Origin of the sequence: Streptomyces sp. NPDC002463 (assembly GCF_042889835.1) — a bacterium.
Taxonomy (GTDB): Bacteria; Actinomycetota; Actinomycetes; order Streptomycetales; family Streptomycetaceae; genus Streptomyces; species Streptomyces nymphaeiformis.
In genome coordinates this window covers 1-20,539 of record NZ_JBIARL010000024.1, presented here as the reverse complement: position 1 = coordinate 20,539, position 20,539 = coordinate 1, and the positions used below count along the sequence as shown (strand labels likewise).

Annotated in this window: 16 protein-coding genes; 9 read left to right on the top strand and 7 right to left on the bottom strand. The window is 73.4% G+C overall.

The features are described from left to right. Positions 1–31 precede the first annotated feature (31 nt). From ACFYX3_RS34935 to ACFYX3_RS34920, 4 genes are all read left to right on the top strand, one after another. Positions 32–943: a TetR/AcrR family transcriptional regulator gene (locus tag ACFYX3_RS34935; RefSeq protein WP_389022389.1), complete on the top strand. Its 912-nt coding sequence runs from the start codon at positions 32–34 to the stop codon at positions 941–943. Positions 944–1,087: 144 nt separating this feature from the next. Continuing rightward, entirely contained in the window at positions 1,088–2,386 is a 1,299-nt protein-coding gene (locus ACFYX3_RS34930; protein WP_389022386.1) for an esterase/lipase family protein, read from the top strand. A 26-nt stretch (positions 2,387–2,412) separates the two neighbouring features. After that, positions 2,413–3,438, top strand: a complete 1,026-nt coding sequence (locus ACFYX3_RS34925; RefSeq protein WP_389022383.1) for an alpha/beta fold hydrolase — start codon at positions 2,413–2,415, stop codon at positions 3,436–3,438. Then, positions 3,435–4,886 (top strand): carboxylesterase/lipase family protein, encoded by a 1,452-nt coding sequence (locus tag ACFYX3_RS34920; RefSeq protein WP_389022380.1) that lies wholly within the window; start codon positions 3,435–3,437, stop codon positions 4,884–4,886. The genes ACFYX3_RS34925 and ACFYX3_RS34920 overlap by 4 nt, the downstream gene beginning before the upstream one ends. Before the next feature lie 6 nt (positions 4,887–4,892). On the opposite strand, the gene ACFYX3_RS34915 is transcribed toward ACFYX3_RS34920, so the two are convergent. Next, positions 4,893–5,654 (bottom strand): enoyl-CoA hydratase-related protein, encoded by a 762-nt coding sequence (locus ACFYX3_RS34915; RefSeq protein ID WP_389022377.1) that lies wholly within the window; start codon positions 5,652–5,654, stop codon positions 4,893–4,895. A gap of 116 nt (positions 5,655–5,770) precedes the next feature. On the opposite strand from ACFYX3_RS34915, the gene ACFYX3_RS34910 reads away from it, so the two are divergent. Next, a complete protein-coding gene (locus ACFYX3_RS34910; RefSeq protein WP_389022374.1) occupies positions 5,771–7,105 on the top strand; it encodes a PLP-dependent aminotransferase family protein in 1,335 nt (444 codons plus the stop codon). Between the two features lie 13 nt (positions 7,106–7,118). Here the strand turns inward: ACFYX3_RS34910 and ACFYX3_RS34905 are convergent, their stop codons facing one another. Genes ACFYX3_RS34905 through ACFYX3_RS34895 form a run of 3 tightly spaced genes read right to left on the bottom strand, consistent with a single transcriptional unit; the run spans position 7,119 to position 9,229 of the window. Next, positions 7,119–7,985, bottom strand: a complete 867-nt coding sequence (locus tag ACFYX3_RS34905; RefSeq protein ID WP_389022371.1) for a GNAT family N-acetyltransferase — start codon at positions 7,983–7,985, stop codon at positions 7,119–7,121. Positions 7,986–8,039: 54 nt separating this feature from the next. After that, positions 8,040–8,603 (bottom strand): DUF1707 domain-containing protein, encoded by a 564-nt coding sequence (locus tag ACFYX3_RS34900; RefSeq protein ID WP_116162608.1) that lies wholly within the window; start codon positions 8,601–8,603, stop codon positions 8,040–8,042. After that, entirely contained in the window at positions 8,600–9,229 is a 630-nt protein-coding gene (locus ACFYX3_RS34895) for a TetR/AcrR family transcriptional regulator (protein WP_389022368.1), read from the bottom strand. Before ACFYX3_RS34895 ends, ACFYX3_RS34900 begins: the two co-directional genes overlap by 4 nt. 160 nt (positions 9,230–9,389) lie before the next feature. Between ACFYX3_RS34895 and ACFYX3_RS34890 the strand changes: the two genes are divergently transcribed. The 4 genes from ACFYX3_RS34890 (at position 9,390) to ACFYX3_RS34875 (ending at position 13,301) form a co-directional block, all read left to right on the top strand. Further along, positions 9,390–10,169 carry a class I SAM-dependent methyltransferase gene (locus ACFYX3_RS34890; RefSeq protein WP_389022366.1) on the top strand — a complete coding sequence of 260 codons (780 nt, stop codon included), beginning with the start codon at positions 9,390–9,392 and terminating at the stop codon, positions 10,167–10,169. A gap of 144 nt (positions 10,170–10,313) precedes the next feature. After that, on the top strand, positions 10,314–10,859 hold the full coding sequence (locus ACFYX3_RS34885; RefSeq protein ID WP_389022363.1) for a hypothetical protein: 546 nt from the start codon (positions 10,314–10,316) through the stop codon (positions 10,857–10,859). A 211-nt stretch (positions 10,860–11,070) separates the two neighbouring features. Continuing rightward, entirely contained in the window at positions 11,071–11,619 is a 549-nt protein-coding gene (locus ACFYX3_RS34880) for a hypothetical protein (RefSeq protein ID WP_389022360.1), read from the top strand. A 38-nt stretch (positions 11,620–11,657) separates the two neighbouring features. Beyond that, complete coding sequence (locus ACFYX3_RS34875) at positions 11,658–13,301, top strand: long-chain fatty acid--CoA ligase (RefSeq protein ID WP_389022357.1); 1,644 nt, start codon at positions 11,658–11,660, stop codon at positions 13,299–13,301. A gap of 96 nt (positions 13,302–13,397) precedes the next feature. Here the strand turns inward: ACFYX3_RS34875 and ACFYX3_RS34870 are convergent, their stop codons facing one another. The 3 genes from ACFYX3_RS34870 to ACFYX3_RS34860 all read right to left on the bottom strand — a co-directional run. Next, the gene (locus ACFYX3_RS34870) at positions 13,398–13,832 is read right to left on the bottom strand and encodes a hypothetical protein (RefSeq protein ID WP_389022354.1); all 435 of its coding nucleotides are present in this window, start codon (positions 13,830–13,832) and stop codon (positions 13,398–13,400) included. After that, positions 13,829–14,944, bottom strand: a complete 1,116-nt coding sequence (locus ACFYX3_RS34865) for an NAD(P)/FAD-dependent oxidoreductase (RefSeq protein WP_359513932.1) — start codon at positions 14,942–14,944, stop codon at positions 13,829–13,831. The genes ACFYX3_RS34870 and ACFYX3_RS34865 overlap by 4 nt, the downstream gene beginning before the upstream one ends. Before the next feature lie 170 nt (positions 14,945–15,114). Further along, on the bottom strand, positions 15,115–20,539 hold a 5,425-nt coding region (locus tag ACFYX3_RS34860; protein WP_389022349.1), incomplete at its 5' end, for an amino acid adenylation domain-containing protein.

Sequence of the window (20,539 nt, the reverse complement as noted above, 5' to 3'; positions counted from 1 at the left end):
GCAAGTGCGACGCCGAGCCCGGAGGCGTGCCATGGTCAGCAGTACCCAGCCGGACCGCAGGAAGGTGGACATCGGCCACGCCACGGAGCGCCGCCGCGGCCGGCGCCGGCTGAGCCGCGAACGGGTGCTCGCCGCCGCCCTCGCCCTGGTGGACCACGAGGGCCTGTCCGCCCTGAGCATGCGACGGGTCGCCGCCGAGCTCGACGTCGAGGCGATGGCCCTGTACCGCTACGCCCCCAGCAAGGACGCGCTCCTGGACGGTCTCGTCGAGCAGCTCTACACCGAGCTGTACGAGGACCTCGCCCGCGAGGAGCCCGCCCCCCTCGGCAAGGCCGCCGACCTGCCCGAATGGCGCGCCGAGCTCCTCCGCGGCGCCTGCGCCCTGTACCGGATCGCCCTCGCCCACCCGCACGTCGTGCCCCTGCTCGCCACCCGGCTGCTCGCCGTCCCGCTGGCCCGCCGCCCCCTCGCCGTCCTCCAGGCCCACGAGCGCGTCCTGACCCTCCTCGACCGCGCCGGGCTCGACGAACAGGGCGTGGTCACCGCTTACCGGGCGGTCACCGGATGGGTGCTCGGCTACATCTTCAGCGACCTGCGGGCCATGGTCGAGAACCCCGACGAGCCCGATCCCGCGTTCCGCCTGGGCCTGCACCTGATGCCGGCCCGCGAGCTCCCCCGGCTGCGGGAGACCGCGCCCGCCATGGCCGAGAAGGGCGGCTACCAGGAGCTCACGGACGGCCTCGACGCGCTGCTCGACGGCATCCTGGCGGCGCACGCGGCGCGTGCGGCGAGCCGGTCGGCAGACCGGACGACGGACCAGTCGACGGACCAGTCGGCGGACCAGGCGTCGGTTCATGCGGCGGGCCGGACGGAGGGCCCCGCACACGGCAACGGCCCGACGCCCGGGGCCGACGGCGACAAGCTCCGGCCCGATGCCGTGTAGGTGCCCCTCATACGCACCTCTCGCTTTGTATGGCGTGACCACATGCCCCGCTGACCTCCCGCCCGCCTAACGTGTGCAGCTCCCGGTGCCAGGACGGGCACCGGGAGGACGCGCCGAGGGCGCACGAGCGGGGGAGGCCGGAGCATGGCCGACGACAGACGGAGCCCGGGGAGCCCGTGGCGACGGCGCGCAGCCCGGATCCTCGCGGTGGTGGGGGTCCTCGCGGCCGCCCTGACGGCGCCGCCCGCGACCGCCGCCACGCCGCCCCCGTACCTCACCCTGGAGGCGGGCTACGGAGCCGGCACCGTCACCAACGGCTGGGAGAAGGTCGAGCGCTACCTCGACACGACCAGCGGCTTCCGCACCGAGGGCTACCCGGCGGACGGCCGCGGTGACCAGGACGGCAAGCGGGTCACGTACTTCGGCGGCGTCTCCCGGCCCTCCTCCGCCCGGTTCCTGCTGTACTCGGCCCCCGGCTGGAACACCGGCAGCCGCACCACACCCGTCCTCCTCGTGCACGGGGCGAACGACACCGCGGACCGCGCCTGGGCCAACCCCGGCGAATCGGGCGGCTACGGCTGCGGCGCCGCGTCCTGCCCGTCCACCGGACTCATGCAGTACCTCGCCGGGCGCGGCCACCGCGTCTTCGCCGTCGGTTTCGCGCACAAGCAGGGCGACAACCTCATGCAGGCGCAGATCGTCGGCGACGCGATCGCCGTCATCAAGGCGAAGCTCGGCGTCGACAAGGTCGACCTCGTCGGCTGGAGCAAGGGCCAGATGTCGACCCGCGCGTACGTCTCCTCCCTGAAGCCCGCCTGGGGGCGCCCGTACGCCGGCGACGTCCGCCGCCTCATCACCCTCGGCGGCCCCAACGGCGGCTACGACTACCCGTACGCCCACGGCTGGGCCCACGACTTCTCCATCTGGCCGGAGTGCGGCGGCAAGATCAACGCACCCTCCCCGCACTCCCACATGACCTGCTACGGCCTCTACACCGCGCACCCCGAGTTCTCCATGACCCCGGCCGGCGGTCAGGACAACTACCCCGGCCAGCGCCAGATGCTCGCCCGCTGGGACGGCGTGTACGGAGTCGACGGCGCCGCCCAGGACTGGTACACGACGTACTACGGAGGCCAGGGCTTCTACACCGCGGGCGCCGGCATCCAGGCCGCCATCGACGCCGGATCGCTCATCGGCCCGCTGCACAGCGCCGGTGTCCCCGCCTCCGTCACCACCTACCTGCTCGCCGGCGGATCCGCGGACGTCCTCGGCATCTTCAACGAGAACCGCGGACCCAGCGACGGAGTCGTCTTCATCTCCAGCGCGCTCGACACCACCGGCATCCCCACCGTCGGCGGCACGGCCACCATCGCGACCGCCAACCACCTGGAACTGGGCTGGAACAGCGCGGCCTCCGCCCAGGTCGCGACCTGGCTCTCCTGACGGACCAGAGGACAGGATTCCCGTACATGACCACGCTCCACACCCGCCGTGTCGCCACCGGCCGGCTCACCCAGCAGATCACCGAGGCCAGGACCGAGGGGGAACCCGTCGTCCTCGTCCACGGCAACGTCTCCTCCTCCGCGTTCTGGCACACCACCCTGGCCGCGATCCCCGCCCCGTACCGCCCCCTCGCCGTCGACCTGCGCGGCTTCGGCGGCACCGACCCGCTGCCCGTCGACGCCACACGCGGCCTGCGGGACTACGCCGACGACCTCCACGAGCTGCTCACGACCCTCGGCATCGAACGGGCCCACCTGGTCGGCTGGTCCATGGGCGGCGGCGTCGTCATGCAGTACCTGCGCGACCACCCGGCCGCGGTGCGCTCCCTGACCCTGGTCAGCCCCGTCTCCCCGTACGGCTTCGGCGGCACCCACGGCGTGGACGGCACGCTCAACTCCGCCGACGGGGCGGGCTCCGGCGGCGGCACGGCCAATCCGGACTTCGTCCGGCTGCTCGCCGAGGGCGACCGCGGCCAGGACTCCCCGGCCTCCCCGCGCACCGTCCTGACGACCTGCTACGTCAAGCCGCCGTTCCGCACCGAGCACGAGGACGCCTACGTCGAGTCCATGCTCGCCACGAGCCTCGGCGACGACCACTACCCGGGCGACAGCACGACGTCGACCGCCTGGCCCGGCATCGCGCCCGGCACCCGCGGCGTCCTCAACTGCATGGCCCCGACCCACTTCCGCGTCGACGACCTGCACCTGATCGACCCCAAGCCGCCGGTCCTCTGGATCCGGGGCGAGGACGACGTCATCGTCTCGGACACCTCGATGTTCGACCTCGCGCACCTGGGCGCGATCGGCGCCGTTCCCGGCTGGGACGGCACCCCGGCGCAGCCGATGCTGGCGCAGACCCGCCACGTCCTCGACCGCTACGCCGCGGCCGGCGGCACGGTGCGGGAGGTCGCCGTGGCCGACGCCGGGCACGCCGTCCACCTCGAACGGCCCGAGGAGTTCGGCAAGGCGCTCCTGGAGGTCCTGTCGGCATGACGGTGTGCCGCACCCGGCAGGGGGAGGTCCGCGGCCGGACCTCCCCCGACGGAGTGACCTCGTTCCTCGGCATCCCGTACGCCGCTCCGCCCTTCGGCGTACGGCGGTTGCGGGAGCCCGCCCCGCCCGAGCCCTGGACGGGCGTGCGCGACGCCACGGCTCACGGGCCGACGGCACCGCACGCCCCCTACGCCCCGCCCTTCGACGCCCTCATCCCGGAGAACGCGATCCCGGGGGAGGACTGCCTGAACCTCGGCGTCTGGACCCCGGCCCCCGAGCCGGGCGCCGGCCTGCCCGTGATGGTGTGGCTGCACGGCGGGGCCTTCAGCAACGGCTCGGGCTCCGCGTCCGGCTACGACGGGGCCGCCTTCGCCCGGGACGGCGTCGTCTGCGTCACGCTCAACTACCGCCTGGGAGCGGACGGTTTCCTGCACCTCCCGGGCCGCCCCGACAACCGGGGCCTGCTCGACCAGATCGCCGCGCTCCGCTGGGTCCGGGACAACATCGCCTCCTTCGGCGGCGCCCCGGACCGGATCACCGTCTTCGGCGAGTCGGCGGGCGCCATGGGCATCGGCGCCCTGCTGACCGACGAAGCGGCCCGCGGTCTGTTCCACCGGGCGATCCTGCAGAGCGGAGCCTGCCACCACTTCCTCCGCCCGGCGTCGGCCCGGCTGATCGCGGCCCGCCTGGCGGAGAAACTGGGGATCGAACCGACCCCCGAGGCCTTCGAGGCCGTGCCACTCCAAGAACTCCTCCCGGCTCAGGCCGAGTTGCGTGCGGAGGTGGGCGCCGACCCGGACCCGGCGCGATGGGGCGAGGCCGTGCTCAACATGATGCCCTTCGAACCGGTCCTGCCGGGCCTCGCCCTCCCGGGCCCGGGCTGCGGCGTCGACCTCCTGATCGGCAGCAACCGCGAGGAGTACCGCCTGTTCCTGGTGCCGACGCGGCGCCTCCACGTCTTCCCGGAGTCCTCGCTCCGCGCCATGACCGCGGCCTACGGCCTCGACCCGGACGAGGCGCTCGCCGTCTACCGGGCCGCCCGCCCGGACGCCACGCCGGGCGAACTCCTCGACGCGGTCGCCACCGACTGGTTCTACCGGATCCCCGCCATCCGCCTCGCCGAGTCCGTACCGGGCTCGTACCTCTACGAATTCGCCTGGCGCTCGCCGCAGTTCGACGGCGACCTCGGCGCCTGCCACGCGCTCGAACTCCCCTTCGTCTTCGACCGCCTGGAGGACCCGTCGTACGGACCCCTGCTCGGCGCCGACCCGCCGCAGGCCCTCGCGGACGCGGTGCACGGAGCGTGGGTCTCCTTCGCCAAGACGGGCAACCCCGGCTGGAAGGAGTACGACAGGACGAGCCGTACGACGATGACCTTCACGGGTGAGTCCGCCCCGGTCGACGACCCCCGCGCGCGGGAACGGCTGCTGTGGGAGGGCGTGCGCTGACAGGACCTAGCGGTCCAGGAAGCGCCGCAGTCCCGTCCGTACGCCCTCCGTGGGCACGGTGGCGGCGAAGCAGGCCGCCTCGACGGCGAGTCCCTCGTCGATCGGCAGGTTGATGCCCCGGGTGACCGCCCGCAGGCAGGCCGCCACGGCCGTCGGCGCGTGCCGGGTGATGCGGGAGGCCAGGTCCCGTGCGGCGTCGAGGAGTTCACCGGCGGGCACGACGGAGTTGACGAGGCCGATCTCGGCGGCCCGGGCGGCCGGGACCGGATCGCCCGTCAGGATCATCTCCAGGCCGCGCTTGCGGCCGACGTGGCGCGGCAGCCGCTGGGAACCCCCGAAGGGCGGCGGGAACCCGAGGGAGATCTCGGGCTTCGCGAAGGTCGCGTGCTCGGCGGCGATCGCGAGCGGCGCGGCCTCGCTGATCTCGCAACCACCCCCGTACGCGAGGCCGTTGACCGCCACGATCACCGGCTTGGGGAACTCCTCGATGCGCCGGGTGAGCGTGTGCCCCCTGCGGACGAACTCCCGCAGCGCGCGTTCGGGCCCGCCCGCGATGCTGCCCGCCAGGGACGGGATGTCCGCGCCGGCGCTGAACGCCCTGCGTCCGGCGCCGGTCAGCACGACGGCCCGGACGCGGTCGTCGGCGTCGACGCGGTCCAGTTCGATGAGGAGCGCGTCGATGGTCGGGTAGTCGAGAGCGTTGAGCTTGGGTTCCCTGTCGATGGTGATCGTGACGACGTGCTCGTCCCGCTCGCTGCGGACAGTCATGCCGGGTCCTCCGATTCGCCTGGTGCGGACGGTCGCACCGAGGCTAGGAGTCCCGTTTCGGGACGATCCATCTATTGTCCTGGATACAAGTCCGTCCCGTCCGACGCAGGTGCCGCATGCGACCGCCCTCCTACAAAGCCGTCGTCGACGAGTTCGCCGCGGCGATCCGCTCCGGCGCGATCCCGGCGGGCGACCGGCTCCCGACCCACCGGGAGCTCGCCCGCGAGCGGCGGATAGCGCTGGCCACCGCCACCCGGGTCTACGCCGAACTCGCCGCCATGGGCCTGGTCGTGGGCGAGCCGGGCCGCGGGACCTACGTCCGCGAGCGGTCCGGCTACGACGGGCTCGAACCGTCGCGCGCGCTGCCGGTGCCCCGGGTGGCGGACCTGTCGTTCAACCAGCCCCTGGCCCCGGGGCAGACGGACCTGCTGCGGGAGGCCCTGAGCGCCCTTGCGGCGACCGGGGACGCCGAGGCACTGCTGTACCAGCACCCGCCGGGCGGCCGCCGGCGCGACCGGGCCGTCGTGGCCACGTACCTCCTGGAGCGGGACATCGACACCGCGCCCCAGGACGTCCTGCTGACCGGCGGGACCCAGCAGGCGATCGACGTCGTGCTGCGCGCGCTCACCCGGCCCGGCGACGTCCTCGCCGTCGACGCGCTCAGCTACCCGGGCATCAAGCTCCTCGCCTCCGCGCTCGGCCTCGAACTCGCCCCCGTCCCGGTCACCGCGACGGGCCCCGACCTCGACGCCCTCGACCGGCTCTGCCGCGACCGGCCCGTCCGCGCGGTGTACACGATGCCCACCGTGCACAACCCGCTCGGCTGGGTGCTCGACAGGGAGCGGCGCGAGCGGCTCGTCGCCGTCGCCCGGTCGCGGGACTGCCTGATCGTCGAGGACGGCACGTACGCGTTCCTCGAACCGTCACCACCCCCGCCGCTGCGCACCCTCGCGCCCGAACGCACCTGTTACGTGGCCGGGTTGTCGAAGAACGCGGCTCCCGGACTGCGCTTCGGCTTCGCCGTGCTGCCCGGCGGCCTGGTGGAGGGGGTCACCCGGAGTCTTCGCGCGGCGGCCTGGGGAGCGCCGGGGCTCGTCACCGCGCTCGCCACCGGCTGGCTGGCCGACGGCACGGTGACGCGTCTGGAGCGGGCCCGCCGCGAGGACGCGGCCGCCCGGCAGGACATCGCCCGCGCCGCGCTCGCCGGCATGGACGTGACGGCCCACCCGGCCTCGTACACCGTCTGGCTCGGTCTGGAGCCGCATCAGCGGCCCGACCACGTGGCGGCGGCGCTCGCGGAGGAGGGGATCCTCGTGTCCACCGCGGACGCCTTCGCCACCGGCCCCCACCGCCCCCGGGCCCTCCGGCTCGCGCTGGCCACACCGCCCCCGGACGAACTCCGCGGCGCGCTGCACCGCCTCAGGACGACGATCGAGGCGATCCCGCCGTGATACGCGGGCTCTCTCAGGCGGCCCGGCAGCGGTCCCGGACCTCGGGGCGCGGCCGGAAGCCGGCCGACGCGTAGGCCGTGACGGCGGCCGTGTTGGAGCTCGGGGTGCAGACGAGGGCGCTCGACGCGCCCAGTTCCCGCAGTGCGGCCGCGGCGGCGACGCTGATCGCCCTTCCGTGGCCCCGGCGGCGGTGGTCCCGGTGGACGCCCATCGGTTCGAGCAGGCCGGGCCTGCCCGGGCCGGCCGACCACACCGTCACGGCCGCCACCGCCTCGCCCCGCTCGTCGTACGCGAGCAGACCGCGGGCGTCGGCGTACGGCGCTCCGGCCGCCATCGCGTGCCAGCGCTCGTCCGTGAACCGCGACCCGTCGAACGCCGACCGGTGCACGGCGGCGAGCACGTGCGCCCGCTCCGGGCCGACCACCTCGATCCGTACGCCGGGGTCCTCCACGGGTGCGGTGAGGTCGCGCCGGAGCGGTGTCCAGGGCTCGTCGAGGTCCCAGCCGGCCTCGGCAAGGAGGTCCTGGACGAGCGCGTCCGCCGGCGCCTCGACGTTCGCCCTTCCCGGGGGCAGTACCCCGCGTTCCGGCTCGGTCGCGTCCTCGACCAGGCGCCGGGCCAGTTCCTCGTCGCGCCGGGCGTCCGGCGCGAGCGTCACCCGCAGCAGCCCGGGGCCGTCGAGCAGCCCGACGGCGAGGATCCGCCCGTCCCGGCTCCACGTCCTGACCGCCTGTGCGGTCGCTTCCGCGCCCGCCCGCCAGTACCAGCCGAGGTCGCCGGGGTGCAGCTGCGCCGGCGCCCCCTCGTACTGCCACTCCCGCAGCGCGACCACGGCGCTGTCGAGGCCGTCGGTTCCCGGTGTGCCGAGCGCGATCGTCATACGCCGATGACACACCACGGCAGCGGCGGTCCGCACCCGGTTTCCGGGGCGGTGTCACTTCCTGGTGCGGGTGACGACTGCTCCGAACAGCGCGAGGCCCTTGATCACGACGCGGGGCGTGCCCGGCTTCCCGATCCGTTTCGCGGCGCGCTTGTCGAAGACGCCGAAGAGCCCGAAGCCCTTCACCTCGACCTCGATGTCCTCCGGGACGACGATCCTGGTGCCGCCCCACAGGGCGACGGCGCGGATCTCGGTGTCCTGCTCGCTGAAGCGGGCCTCGGTGAGGTCGATCTTGCCGCCGCCCCACATCGACCAGACCGTCATGCGGGGCGGCACGACCCACGCGCCCTTCCGCTCGAAGCCGCCGAAGACGCCCGCGACGAAGCCGCCCGAGGTCGGGCGCCGGTCCACCACGAGCGCGTCGCGCGGGCCGGGCCTCGGCAGGCCCCGGCAGGCCTCCTCCAGGTCGCCCCGGGTCCGGGAGGCGTGCACCTCGTCGAGCCGCGTCGCCAGCTCGGCCAGCGGCAGCCGGCCGGTCTCGACGGCGGCCCGCAGCCGCTCCTCGGCGTCGGAACGCTCGCGGTCCGAGGCGAGGATGTCCAGGTCGTGCGCGGTCATGGGGTCGCTCCTCCGATGTAGGCGGCGAGGACAGAGGACAGGGCGGTGCGATAGGCGGTGTCGTGCTCGGGCCGGTCGGGGTCGTGGCCGAGGTCGGCGAGCCAGTAGCGGCGGCCGAGGGCATAGCCGTACGCGCCGGACATGGCCAGCAGGACGAGCTGCTCGATCCGCGACCGGTCGGGGCCCTCGGGCGGGGGGAGCACCGAGCGGACGCCCTCCTCGATCACGTCGACGAGGCGGGAGAGGTTCGTGGGGGAGTCGGGGGCGGCTCCGTCGGCCAAGCCGTGGAGCTGGGACCAGGTCCACAGCCGGACGTACCGCTCGTCGGCGAGGATCTCGAAGAGCACCTCGGTCATGCCGGTCGCGTACGGCACGCTGCCGTCGGCCCGCATCCGCGCGCGTACGAGCTCCCGCTTGCGTTCGTTCTCGCGCTCCAGGACCGCCCGAACCAGGGCACGGTAGGTCCCGAAGTAGTGGGTGACGAGCCCATGGGTCACCCCGACCGCCTCGGCGACCCGGCGCAGTCCCACACCGTCCGGGCCGTGCCGGGCGATGAGCTCGGTGGCGGCGTCGAGGATCTCGGTGCGTGCCTCGTCCGGGGTGCGCCGGCGTCGTGCGGCAGGCATGGCCCTCCACTGTTGTCAGAGTGGACAATATCTTGTCGTCCACTCTGACAACAAGCCCGGCCTCGGTCAACTCGCCCCGAGTCGCGCCCACATGACCTGCGGCGAAGCGCCGGGGCGAAAGGGTGGTCGAATCGCCGAGCGGGCCGTTAACGTCGCCGCCATGGATCAGAACGAACGTTTACGTCACGCCTCCTCGTTCGGTGCGGCTGCCGTCGCCTACGCCGAGCACCGTCCGGACTACGCGGGGGCCGCGGTGGACTGGGCGCTCGCGTCCGCGCCCGGCACGCGGGTCCTCGACCTCGGCGCCGGAACCGGCAAGCTCACCGCCGCGCTCGCCGCGAGGGGCGCCGAGGTCGTCGCGGTCGAGCCCGACCCGGCGATGCTGGCCGAGCTGCGCCGCGCGCTGCCGGACGTGCAGGCCCTGCAGGGCAGCGCGGAGGCGATCCCGCTGCCGGACGGGTCGGTGGACGCCGTGGTGGCCGGCAACGCCATGCACTGGTTCGACATGGCCGTCGCGGGCCCCGAGATCGCCAGGGTCCTCGCGCCCCAGGGTGTTCTGGCCGGCCTGTGGAACGTCATGGACGACGCGGTCGACTGGGTCGCCGGGCTCGCGCGGATCAGCGGGAGCGCGGCCATCGGTCCGCGTGACACCCCCGCCGCCTGGCGCGCCGCGACGACGGACATGCACCTTCCCGAGGGCGGCGGGGCCGCGTGCTTCGGCTCGCCGGAGCAGCGGGCGTTCCCGCACGGGCAGCGCCGTACCGCCGCATCGCTCGCGGCCACGCTCGCGACGCGGGCCGGGGTGCTCGTCATGCCGGAGTCCGAGCGGGAGGCCCTGCTCGGCCGTATCGGGGCGTTCCTCGCGGGTCGGCCGGAGACCGCCGACGGGGAGTTCACCCTCCCGATGCAGACCGGTGTGCTGCGCGTCGTCCGACTGTGAAGCATCCGTGGGGGCCGGGTGGCGATCGGTGAAAACCGATGGCCTGAATGGCTCGACGGAACGGCCTTCGATCATGGAAACTGATCGGCAACAGGCTTAAAAGTGGCCTGAGTTCATCACAAACTGACAAGTGCGGGGGAAGACATGGCAACACTGACTCGTCGTTGGTCGGCGCGCATAGCGGGCGTGGTGGCCGGAGCGGCCCTGGTCGTCGGTGGCACGACCGGCGTCTCGAACGCCGCCGTGACGCCGCCTCCCGGCCCGAGCCCGTTCGACGCCGTCGGCAAGTACGGCGTCACCACGACGACGCACCCGGACACCGTGGGCTGTAACGGCTACAAGGTGGTCGGGTCGGGGACCATCACCGGCAACCGGATCAACGGCACCGCCACCTGGTCGCAGACGGAGGACGCCTGCACCGCGACCGTCGCCGGGCAGTGGGACATCAACGGCAAGGTGACGATCACCCAGACCGACGGCTCCCACCTCTACTTCACCTACCACCTCAACGCGCCGCTGACCTCGGACACCATGGTCTACCCGACCGGGAAGTTCACGATCACCGGCGGGGACGGCGCCTTCGACGAGGCGGTCGGCAGCGGCAACATGAACGCCACCGTCAACCTGCTCGACAAGGCTCACGTCACCGCCAACCTGTCCGGCTCCATGGGCTTCCGCTGGCAGATCTGACCTGGGGTCACCCAGTGGCGGAAGGCGGCTCGCCGCCGTCGGCCGCCGTCGCGGAGCCGGCTTCGTCATCGACGTGGCCGGCTCCGCTTTTCCGTGCGCGACGCACGTGTCGAACGTCTCGACGGAAGACTCCTCGATCGGGGAAGCTGTCCCCAACAGCCCTTCAAAAGGGCGCAGTTGGGCAAGAGCCCACAAGTTCGGGGGAGAGAACATGGCAAGAATCACGCGTCACTGGTCTGCGCGCATAGCGGGCGTGGTGGCCGGAACCCTACTGATCACCGGTGGCACGGCCGGCGTCACCTTCGCGGCCGAAACCAGCCCTTCGGCCATCGTGGCCTACCTGCCCAGCGTCGAGATCACCAGCAACTTCGCGGTGGTCGCGACCCCGCACCCCGACACCGTGGGCTGCAACGGGTACAACGTGACCGGGACGGGGACCTCCACCGGCAGACCCGTCACCACCGCCACCTGGGCGCAGACGGAGGTGGTGTGCACCGCGACGATCCCCGGCAAGTACGACATCAAGGGGACGGCGACGATGACCCAGCCCAACGGCGACCGCCTCAACATCAGCTACGCGCTCACCGCGCCGCTGACCTCGGACACCATGGTCTACCCCACCGGCACCTTCAAGATCATCGGCGGCACGGGCAACTACGAGTTCGCGGCCGGCAGCGGCAAGATGAACGCCCGCGTCAACCTGCTCGACCACGATCACGTCAGCAGCTCCCTGCTGGGAGAGATCCAGTACCTCGGCTGATCCCGCCATCCGATCGCGCACTCGCAAGGGGCCGCACCATGAAGAGCACGATGCAGGACCGCGAGCTGCTGGTTCGCGACATCCTCGCGCACGGACAACGCGTGTACGGGGACAGCCGGGTGGTCCGATGTGCCGACGGGCCGACCGCACGGTCCTTACAGACCTTCGCCGACATCGCCCGCCAGGCCGAGCAGCTCGCCTCCGCGCTCGCCCGGCTCGGCGTCCGACTCGGCGAGCGGGTGGCCACGCTGGCCTGGAACACCCCCGAACACCTGGTGGCGTACCTCGCCGTCCCGAGCATGGGCGCGGTGCTCCACACCCTCAACCTGCGCCTGCACCAGGACCAGTTGGGCTACATCGTCGAGCACGCCGAGGACGCCGTCATCCTCGTCGACGCGACCCTCCTGGACATGCTGACACCCCTGCAGGACCGGCTGGGCGGCGTACGTCACGTCGTCGTCATCGGGGACGCGCCGCAGGTGGAACTGCCCGCGCACATCGCCGTACACCGCTGGGACGAGCTGCTCGCCGCCGAGACTCCCGGCTACGACTGGCCCGACCTGGACGAACGGGAAGCGGCGGCGCTCTGCTACACCACCGGCACCACCGGCAACCCCAAGGGCGTGGCCTACAGCCACCGCTCCATCACCCTCCACACGCTCGGCGTCTCGGCCGGCGCCGGCTTCGCGATGCACGACGGCGACCGCGTCCTGCCGATCGTGCCCATGTTCCACGCCAACGCCTGGGGCTGGCCGTACGCCGCCTGGCTGGCCGGCTCCGACCTGATCATGAACGGCCGGCAGCTGCACACCCCGGACCTCGCCCGGATCATCAACGAGGAGCGGCCCACCGCCGTCGCGGCGATCTGCACCATCTGGAACGCCCTGGTCCACCACGGCGAGCAGCACCCGCTGGACCTCGGCGCCGTACGCCTCGCCGGCTGCGGCGGCGCGACCCCGCCGCGCGCCCTGCTCAAGCAGCTCCACGAACGCTACGGGGTCCGGCTCAAGCAGGGCTGGGGACTGACCGAGACCAGCCCCCTCGCCACCTTCGCCGTCCCCCCGCACGGCACCCCCGACGAGGAGGAGCTCGACTGGCTCGCGAAGAGCGGCCGCGTGATGCCCTTCGTCCAGGTCCGGCTGATCGCCGAGGACGGCACCGAACAGCCCTGGGACGGCCGGTCGGTGGGCGAACTGGAGCTGCGCGGCCCCTGGGTCACCGGCTCGTACTTCAACACCGAGGACTCCGCCGAGAAGTTCCACGACGGCTGGCTGCGCACCGGCGACCTGGGCGTCATCGAACCGGGCGGCTGGGTGGTCGTCAGCGACCGGCTCAAGGACGGCATCAAGAGCGGCGGGGAGTGGATCTCCACCATCGAGCTCGAGAACGCGATCATCGAGCACCCGGCCGTGCTCGAAGCCGTCGTCGTCGGCGTGCCCGACCCCCGCTGGGAGGAACGCCCCCTGGCCTGCGTGTCGTTGGTGCCGGGCGCCGGGGTCGGCGGGGACGAGCTCAGGGAGTTCCTGACCGGGCGCGTGGCGCGCTGGTGGATACCCGAACGGTGGTCCTTCGTCGACGCGGTGCCCAAGACCAGCGTCGGCAAGTACGACAAGCGGGCGGTGCGGGCGCAGTACGGGGACGGGGCGCTCGACGTCTGGGTGCCCGAGGCCGACCGTGCGTGAGTGAAAAGGGCGGCGCCCCGGACGATCCGGGGCGCCGCCTCTTCCGCCGGTCGGGGGCGGCCCGTGCGTGGGCCGCCCCCGCGTGCCTCGTGCGTCTCAGGCCGCCGGCCGGCCCTCCGCCTCGGCAAGCAGCTCCCGCTGCTGGTCGGGGCCGAGGCCCAGCTCCCGTACGAACCGCAGTGCCAGGACGAGCCGGGCCTGCATCGTCCGCTCGGGATCCGGCACCGCACCGCCCGGCGCCGACTCCCCGGCCAGGCCGTCGGCGATCAGACACTCCAGGGCCGCCGCGTCGAAGTCCTCCGCGCCCGCCTCCAGGGACCCGAGGAACTCCGCGACGTACGCGCCGATCTCCCCCTCCGTCGCGCCCTGCGGGAAGCGGCGGCGGGCCGCGATCCCGAAGGCCGCGCCGACCCCCCGCCCGTACTCCGGGCCGGCCGGGTCGAGAGCGGCGGACTTCTGTGCGAACCCGATGAAGTCGAACGCCAACAGCGCGCCGAGCACGTCGAGTTCGGTCGTGGTGACGGTGGTCATGACGGCTCGCCTTCTGCCGTGGGAGCAGCGGTCGTGGTGTGCGCGGCGGCGGTGATCGCGGCCGCGGCGCGCTCGGCGTCCCGGCCGACGAAGCCGATCAGCGCCGAGCCGCGGGTACGCATCCGGTAGAGGCCCAGGTAGTGGCTGCCGGGCAGCACCCCCGTGCCCTCGGTGTGCCGGGGCTGCCCGTCCTCGTCGAGCATCTCCGGGTCGAGCCAGCTCCAGTCGGTGCGGTAGCCGGTCGCCCAGATCACCGCGGACGGCTTGACCCGCTCGCCGTCCGCGACCAGCAGCTCGGCGCCGTCGGCCCCGGTGATCCGGCCCACGGTGCGCATCCGGCCCGCCGCGACGAGCTCGGGCACCCGGTCGCCGACGATCGGGTCGGGCGCCTGCATGTTCACCGGCAGGCTCATCACGCCGAGGACGCTCATCCACCAGAACATGTCCCGGCCGACGACGGTCTGCGGCAGCGGAGGCGAGACGGCCTCGCTGCAGCTGAGCACCACGCTGTGGGTCTCCGACAGCTCCGCGGCGATCTGCCGTCCGGAGTTGCCGTCGCCGACGACGACCACGGTGCCAGGCGGCACCTGGCCGGCGCCCTGGTACTCGCTGGTGTGCAGGGTGGGCACGTCCGGGCTCAGCGCGGCGGCGAAGTCCGGGACCCGCGCCCTGCCGAACGCTCCGGTCGCGATCACGACCTGCCCGGCCCGGCAGTCGCCGTGCGCGGTGCTCAGCAGATAGCCGTCGCCGTCCCGGCGCAGCGACAGCACCCGGTGGTCGGTGAGCACGGGGAGCTCGAACCGCTCGGCGTACTCCCGCAGATACGCCACGACCTCGTCCTTGCCGGGGTAGTGCGCGCCGGCGGCGGGGAAGGGCAGCCCGGGCAGCCCGGAGAACTGCGCCGACGTGAACAGCTTCAGCGACTCCCAGCGGCGCTGCCAGGTCTCGCCGACCTCGCTGCCCGCGTCGAGCAGCACACAGCCGATCCCGGCCTGCCGCAGGTAGTACGCGGCGGCGAGCCCGGACTGGCCCGCCCCGATGACGGCGACCGGCACCTCGGCCGGCAGCGTGCTCGCCGGCCGCCTCGCCGGGTCGGCCTGATCTATTCGCATACCGAATGTCCTCACTTCTTGGACCTGGAGCCCGCGGAACCGCGGGACCGGGTCCGGGGTGAACGACCGGACCGGGGCGGGACCGGACCGGGGTGGATCGACCGGACCGGGCGGGGCCGGTCCGGGGTGGACCGGCCGGGCCGCCTGCGCGGCGGCCCGGCCGGACCGGATCAGCGGGCGCCGAGGGCCCGGCGCAGCTCACCGGCCAGGACGCGCAGCCGCTCGCCGCGCATCACGGTGTAGTGGTCGCCGGGTACGTCGACGAGGGTCGCGTCACCGGGGAAGTACCGCATCCAGCGGTTCGCCGTCTCGACCGTCGCACCGCCGTCCGCGGCCCGCAGCGACACCACCCGGCCGGCGAAGCCGCTGGGCGTGTGGCGCAGCAGGGCCCGGTAGTTGTTCCGGAACCGGCCGGCGATGCCGCTCAGCGTGTCGAGGTCGATGTCCTCGGACAGCGCCCCCGCGGCCCGCGCCTCGGCGTGCAGCACCTCCACCGGCGGGCGGCCGTCGAAGGCCTCCGGCGGCAGTGCCCACTCCACACCGGCGAGACCCGCCAGATCCCGGGCGAACCAGGACAGCAGCGTCTCGTCCGAGACGGGAGCCCCCTCGGCAGGGCCGGGCTCGACCATCAGGTCGATCACCGTGAGCAGCTCCACCTCGGCACCCGCAGCGGTGAGCTGGGCCGCCATCTCCAGGGCGATGATGCCGCCCATCGACCAGCCGCCGAGCCGGTACGGACCCTCCGGCAGCGCCTCGCGGACCGCCGCCGTGTAGTGGGCGGCCATGGCCTCGACGCTGGTCAGCTCCGTGTCCGGCAGCTGGAGCGCGTAGAACGGCTGGTCGTCGCCGAGGAGTTCGGCGAGCTCCGCGTAGCAGAGCACGTCACCGCCGACCGGATGCACGAACACCAGGGGAGTCCGCGAACCGCCCGTGCGCACCGGCACCAGCGCCTTGCGGCCCTCCTCGCCGCTGCCGGCCTCCCGGACCGCCTGCGCGAGCAGCTCGATGGTCGGCCGGGCGAAGAGCGTGGACAGCGGCAGGCTGCGGCCCAGACCGCGGGCGATCCTGGCCATGAGGCGCACCGCGAGGAGCGAGTCGCCGCCGAGGTCGAAGAAGCTCGCGGTCACCCCGATCTCGCCGACGCCGAAGAACTCCGCCCAGATCTCGGCGAGCCGGCGCTCCACCTCGTCGCGGGGAGCGACGAATCCGGCGCCTTCCGCCGCGATCTCGTCGGGCGCGGGCAGGGCCGCCCGGTTGACCTTGCCGTTGTCGCTCAGCGGCAGTTCGTCCAGGACGAGGACCCGCTGCGGCACCAGGTGCGAAGGGACCACCTGGCGCAGGGCCTCGGTGATCTGCTGCTCGGTGTCGTCGCGGCCCTCGTCGAGGACGACGTACGCGATCAGCCGCTTCGGGCCGTGCTGCTCGCCCGCCGCGACGACCGCGGCGGACCGCACGCCCTCGCACTGGGTGAGCGCGGCCTCGACCTCGCCGAGCTCGATCCGGTAGCCCTGGATCTTGACCTGGGAGTCGAGCCGGCCGAGGAACTCGATGGTGCCGTCCGGCAGGAAGCGCCCCATGTCGCCGGTGCGGTAGAGACGCTCGCCGGTGACCGGGTGGTGCAGGAACGCGGCGCGGGTCTTGGCCTCGTCGTTCAGGTAGCCGCGGGCCAGACCGACCCCGGCGATGTACAGGTCGCCCGGCACCCACACGGGGCAGGGCCGCATCGAGCCGTCGAGCACATGGAAGCGCTGGTTACGCATCGCCTTGCCGTACGGGATGCTCACGCAGTCGTCCGGGACGTCACCGATGGGGTGCAGGATCGACCAGATCGACGCCTCCGTGGCGCCGCCCAGGCTCCACTGCTCCGCCTCCGGCAGCAGCAGCCGGATCCGTCCCGGCAGGGACACCGGGATCCAGTCGCCGCTCATCATGACGAGCCGCACCGGCAGCCCGGTGAGCCCGTTGGAGAGGGCGTGCTCGGTGAACATCTCCATCAGCGCGGGAACGCTGTTCCAGACGGTCACGCCGTGCTCGGTGACGAGCTCCGCCCAGCGGGCGGGCTCGCGGTGCGCCGCAGGCTCGGGCAGCACCAGGGCGCCGCCCACCGACAGCAGTCCGAACACGTCGTAGACCGACAGGTCGAAGTGCATCGCGGAGAGCCCGAGGGCCCGGTCCGCCGCCGTGACGCCGTAGCGCTCGTTGACGTCGACCACCGTGTTCAGGGCCGCGCCGTGCTCGATCATCACGCCCTTGGGAAGCCCCGTGGAGCCCGAGGTGAAGATCACGTACGCGAGGTCACCCGGCTTGGCGCCGGACTCGCCGAGCGGACGGTCGTCGCCCTCGTCACCGGCCCGCACCACGGTCCTGGCCACACCCTCCGGCCAGTCCGCCGTGTCCTCCACCCACGGCTGGGTGACGACGTGGCCGATGCCCGCGCTCTCGAGGAGTACGTGCAGCCGCTCGACGGGCACCCGGGCGTCGATCGGGACGTACGCCGCCCCGGCCCGCAGGATGCCGAGCGCCGCGACGACCTGCTCCCAGCCCTTGTCCATCACGATCGCCACCAGGTCGCCGGGACCGGCCCCCTGGGCGCGCAGCGCGTGCCCCACCTGGTTCGACCTGCGGTCGAGGTCCGCGTACGTCAGGGTCAGCGCCTGCGAGATGACGGCGGGCGCGTCGGGCGTGGCCTCGGCCTGCTCGAGCACCGCCTCGTGCAGCAGCCCGTCGGGCACGGGCCCGTCGGTGTCGTTGGCCCCGGCCCGTACGGCCAGGTCGGCCGCCGGCACGAGCGCCGGCCTCGGCCGCTGCCAGGCCTCCGGGTCGCGGCACAGCTCGTGCAGCATCCGCTGGTACGCGGCGAACATGGCGTCCACGCAGCCCGCCGGGAACAGCTCCTCGATCACGTCCCAGTTCAGGACGAGCTCACCGGCCTCCTCGACCGCCTGGTGGTCCAGCCACACCTGCGGCGTGCGGACCGAGCTGCTCACCTGCCGGCCGTTCTCACCGATCCCGGCGAGGTACTGCACGACCCCGCGCTGCTCCGTGTCCTGCTGGCCCGCGAAGTTCACCAGGCTCGTGAAGACGACCGGCGCGGCGGCCCGCACCGAGGCGCCACGCGCCCGGTTCAGCTCCCGGAGCACCTGCACACCGCTGACCTGGCTGTGCTCCATGTCGCTCCACAGCCGGGCCTGCACCTCGTTCGCCCGGGTGGTGAACGTGTCCTCGGCCGAGTCGCGGATCTCCAGCATCAGGGTCGTGGAGAAGTTGCCGATGACGTCACCGACCTGCGGGTGCAGCGGCAGCCGGTTGAAGTACAGCAGGTTCAGCGAGAAGTCGGGCGTGGCGCTCCACTCCGCGATCACCTGCGCGTACGCGGTGCACAGCGCCGCGGAGGGACTGACCCCGGCCGCCGCAGCGTGCTCCTTGAAGCGGGCCCACTCGTCCTTCGGGATCGTCGCGCCACGGTGGTTGAACACCGGCCGGTCCAGGCTCGACGGAGCCACGGCCAGCGGCAGCTGAGGCGCCGGCGGCAGCGTGTCGAGCCGGTCCCGCCAGTAGGCGAGCGCCCGGTCGTACTCGGGACCGCCCTCCAGCTCACGGGCCTGCCGCACGTAGTCCCGGTAGCGCAACTCCAGCTCGGGCAGCGTCTCACCGCGGTAGTGCGCGGCCCACTCCTTGAACAGGATCGAGGTGCTGAAGCCGTCGATGATCAGGGCGTCGAAGCCTGCGTGCAGCCGGATCACCGTGTCGTCGATCCGGGTCACCCGCACGTCGAACAGCGGCCAGCGGGCGGTGTCGAAGACCTGGTGCCGCATCTCCTCGTGGACGGCGGTCAGCGCGGCCTCGCGCTCCTCCGGGGCCAGGCCGGAGACGTCCGTCTCGCGGATCACATAGGCCGGGACCTCGCGCTGGACCCGCTGCTCGCCCTCGGGGGTGAAGACGGCCCGCAACTGGTCGTGACGCTCGATCATCGCCCGGAAGGACGCGCCGAGCCGGTCCAGGTCCACCTTCTCCAGGTCGATCTCGATCTGGAAGTAGGTGGAGGTGTTGCCGAGTTCGAAGGCCTCACCGCGGCCGACGAGGTACGCCTGCTGGAGGTCGGTCAGGCCGAACGGCTCGTAGCGCTCGGCGTCGTCGTCGCCGGACGCGGCGACGGCAGCGGCCTCGGCGTCGGACCGCGGCGCCTCCGCCTCGGTTCCCGGGCCGGGGACGTCCTCTCCGGCGCCGAGGGCGTCGAGCACGTCCCCGGCGAGGTCCTCGGTGCTGCGACCGTTCAGGAACGCCGTCATCGGCAGCAGGACGTCGAACTCCTTGTTCAGCGACGTCCGGATCTTCATCGCGATCAGCGAGTCGAGCCCGAGCGCCTGCAGCGACTGCCCGGCGTCGAGCCGGGCCGCCACGGTGCCGAGCGCCTGGGCGACGGTCCGCGTCACGAGGGCGCGCACCGCGTCGGGCGCCACCTCCGGAGCGTCGACCACGGTTTCCACCGCGGCTTCCGCCACGGCCGGAGCCGGGGCCGTCGCCCGCCGCTGCGGCTCGGACACCGCCGGGGACACCCGCTCGGCCACCGGCGCCCGGACGGCCGAGGGCTCCGCCGCGGGCCGGTTCAGGGCCGGGACGAACCGCACGCCGCAGGCCTCGGCGACCAGCCGGCCCTGCGCGGTGACGAGCCGGATCCGCGCCCGGGTGCCGTCGTCGAACAGTTCGGCGTGGCATCGGAGCCCGTCCTGGACTCCGCCGCGGTCGTAGTGCACGAAGCGGTCGAGACCGGCCGGCACGAGGGCCGGACCGTCCAGCGGGAAGCAGGCGAGCGCCGTCTGGAACATGGCGTCGACGAGACCCGGGTGGATCACGTAGCGCTCCGCCTCGCCGGGCTGGGCGGAACGGATCTCCGCGGTGGCCTCGCCCCGGCCGAGCCGGATCCGCTCCACCCAGCGGGCCGCGGAACCCAGGTACAGCGCGCGCTGCCACAGCAGCCGGTACAGCTCGTCGCCCGTCAGCTCGCGGCCCGAACCCACCGACGCGAACGCCACCGTGGGAGCGGCCTGCGCACCGGACGCGGCCCGGCCCTGCGCGTGCAGCTGCCAGCCGCCGGACGGGTCCTGGGCGTAGTAGCGGAACAGGTCCCCGTCCACGACGAGCTGCGCGGCGCGCTCGGCACCGGCCGACGTCGGGTCGATGCCGACCGGTTCGAGGACCAGGTCGACGGGGAGGTCCAGGTCCTCGACGGACACGGGCCCCGGCCCGGCGAGTTCGGTGACCGCCTCGACCAGCGATTCCACGAGCACACCGGCACTGACCACCGGCCGCCCGCCGACCACGAAGTCACCGAGGCAGGGGTGCGCCACCGCGTCGAGACGCGGGGCGAACTGCGCCTGGGCGAGCGGCGACGACGGCAGCCGCACGCCCAGCAGGTCTCCCTGCGCGGCGGCCTGCTCCGACGGCCGCGGCTCGCTGCGCGGGGCGACGGCGGCGGGCTCGTTGAGGAGCCAGTAGTGCCGGCGCTGGAAGGGGTACGAGGGCAGCTCGACGCCGTGGGCGTCGTACGCGGAGAGGAGCGCGGTCCAGTCGACGGAGACGCCGTGGGACCAGGCC

Excerpts from the sequence above, each read along its gene's own strand:
- ACFYX3_RS34935 (WP_389022389.1), top strand. The coding sequence starts at position 32 with ATGGTCAGCAGTACCCAGCCGGACCGCAGGAAGGTGGACATCGGCCAC.
- ACFYX3_RS34930 (WP_389022386.1), top strand. The coding sequence starts at position 1,088 with ATGGCCGACGACAGACGGAGCCCGGGGAGCCCGTGGCGACGGCGCGCA.
- ACFYX3_RS34925 (WP_389022383.1), top strand. The coding sequence starts at position 2,413 with ATGACCACGCTCCACACCCGCCGTGTCGCCACCGGCCGGCTCACCCAG.
- ACFYX3_RS34920 (WP_389022380.1), top strand. The coding sequence starts at position 3,435 with ATGACGGTGTGCCGCACCCGGCAGGGGGAGGTCCGCGGCCGGACCTCC.
- ACFYX3_RS34915 (WP_389022377.1), bottom strand. The coding sequence starts at position 5,654 with ATGACTGTCCGCAGCGAGCGGGACGAGCACGTCGTCACGATCACCATC.
- ACFYX3_RS34910 (WP_389022374.1), top strand. The coding sequence starts at position 5,771 with ATGCGACCGCCCTCCTACAAAGCCGTCGTCGACGAGTTCGCCGCGGCG.
- ACFYX3_RS34905 (WP_389022371.1), bottom strand. The coding sequence starts at position 7,985 with ATGACGATCGCGCTCGGCACACCGGGAACCGACGGCCTCGACAGCGCC.
- ACFYX3_RS34900 (WP_116162608.1), bottom strand. The coding sequence starts at position 8,603 with ATGACCGCGCACGACCTGGACATCCTCGCCTCGGACCGCGAGCGTTCC.
- ACFYX3_RS34895 (WP_389022368.1), bottom strand. The coding sequence starts at position 9,229 with ATGCCTGCCGCACGACGCCGGCGCACCCCGGACGAGGCACGCACCGAG.
- ACFYX3_RS34890 (WP_389022366.1), top strand. The coding sequence starts at position 9,390 with ATGGATCAGAACGAACGTTTACGTCACGCCTCCTCGTTCGGTGCGGCT.
- ACFYX3_RS34885 (WP_389022363.1), top strand. The coding sequence starts at position 10,314 with ATGGCAACACTGACTCGTCGTTGGTCGGCGCGCATAGCGGGCGTGGTG.
- ACFYX3_RS34880 (WP_389022360.1), top strand. The coding sequence starts at position 11,071 with ATGGCAAGAATCACGCGTCACTGGTCTGCGCGCATAGCGGGCGTGGTG.
- ACFYX3_RS34875 (WP_389022357.1), top strand. The coding sequence starts at position 11,658 with ATGAAGAGCACGATGCAGGACCGCGAGCTGCTGGTTCGCGACATCCTC.
- ACFYX3_RS34870 (WP_389022354.1), bottom strand. The coding sequence starts at position 13,832 with ATGACCACCGTCACCACGACCGAACTCGACGTGCTCGGCGCGCTGTTG.
- ACFYX3_RS34865 (WP_359513932.1), bottom strand. The coding sequence starts at position 14,944 with ATGCGAATAGATCAGGCCGACCCGGCGAGGCGGCCGGCGAGCACGCTG.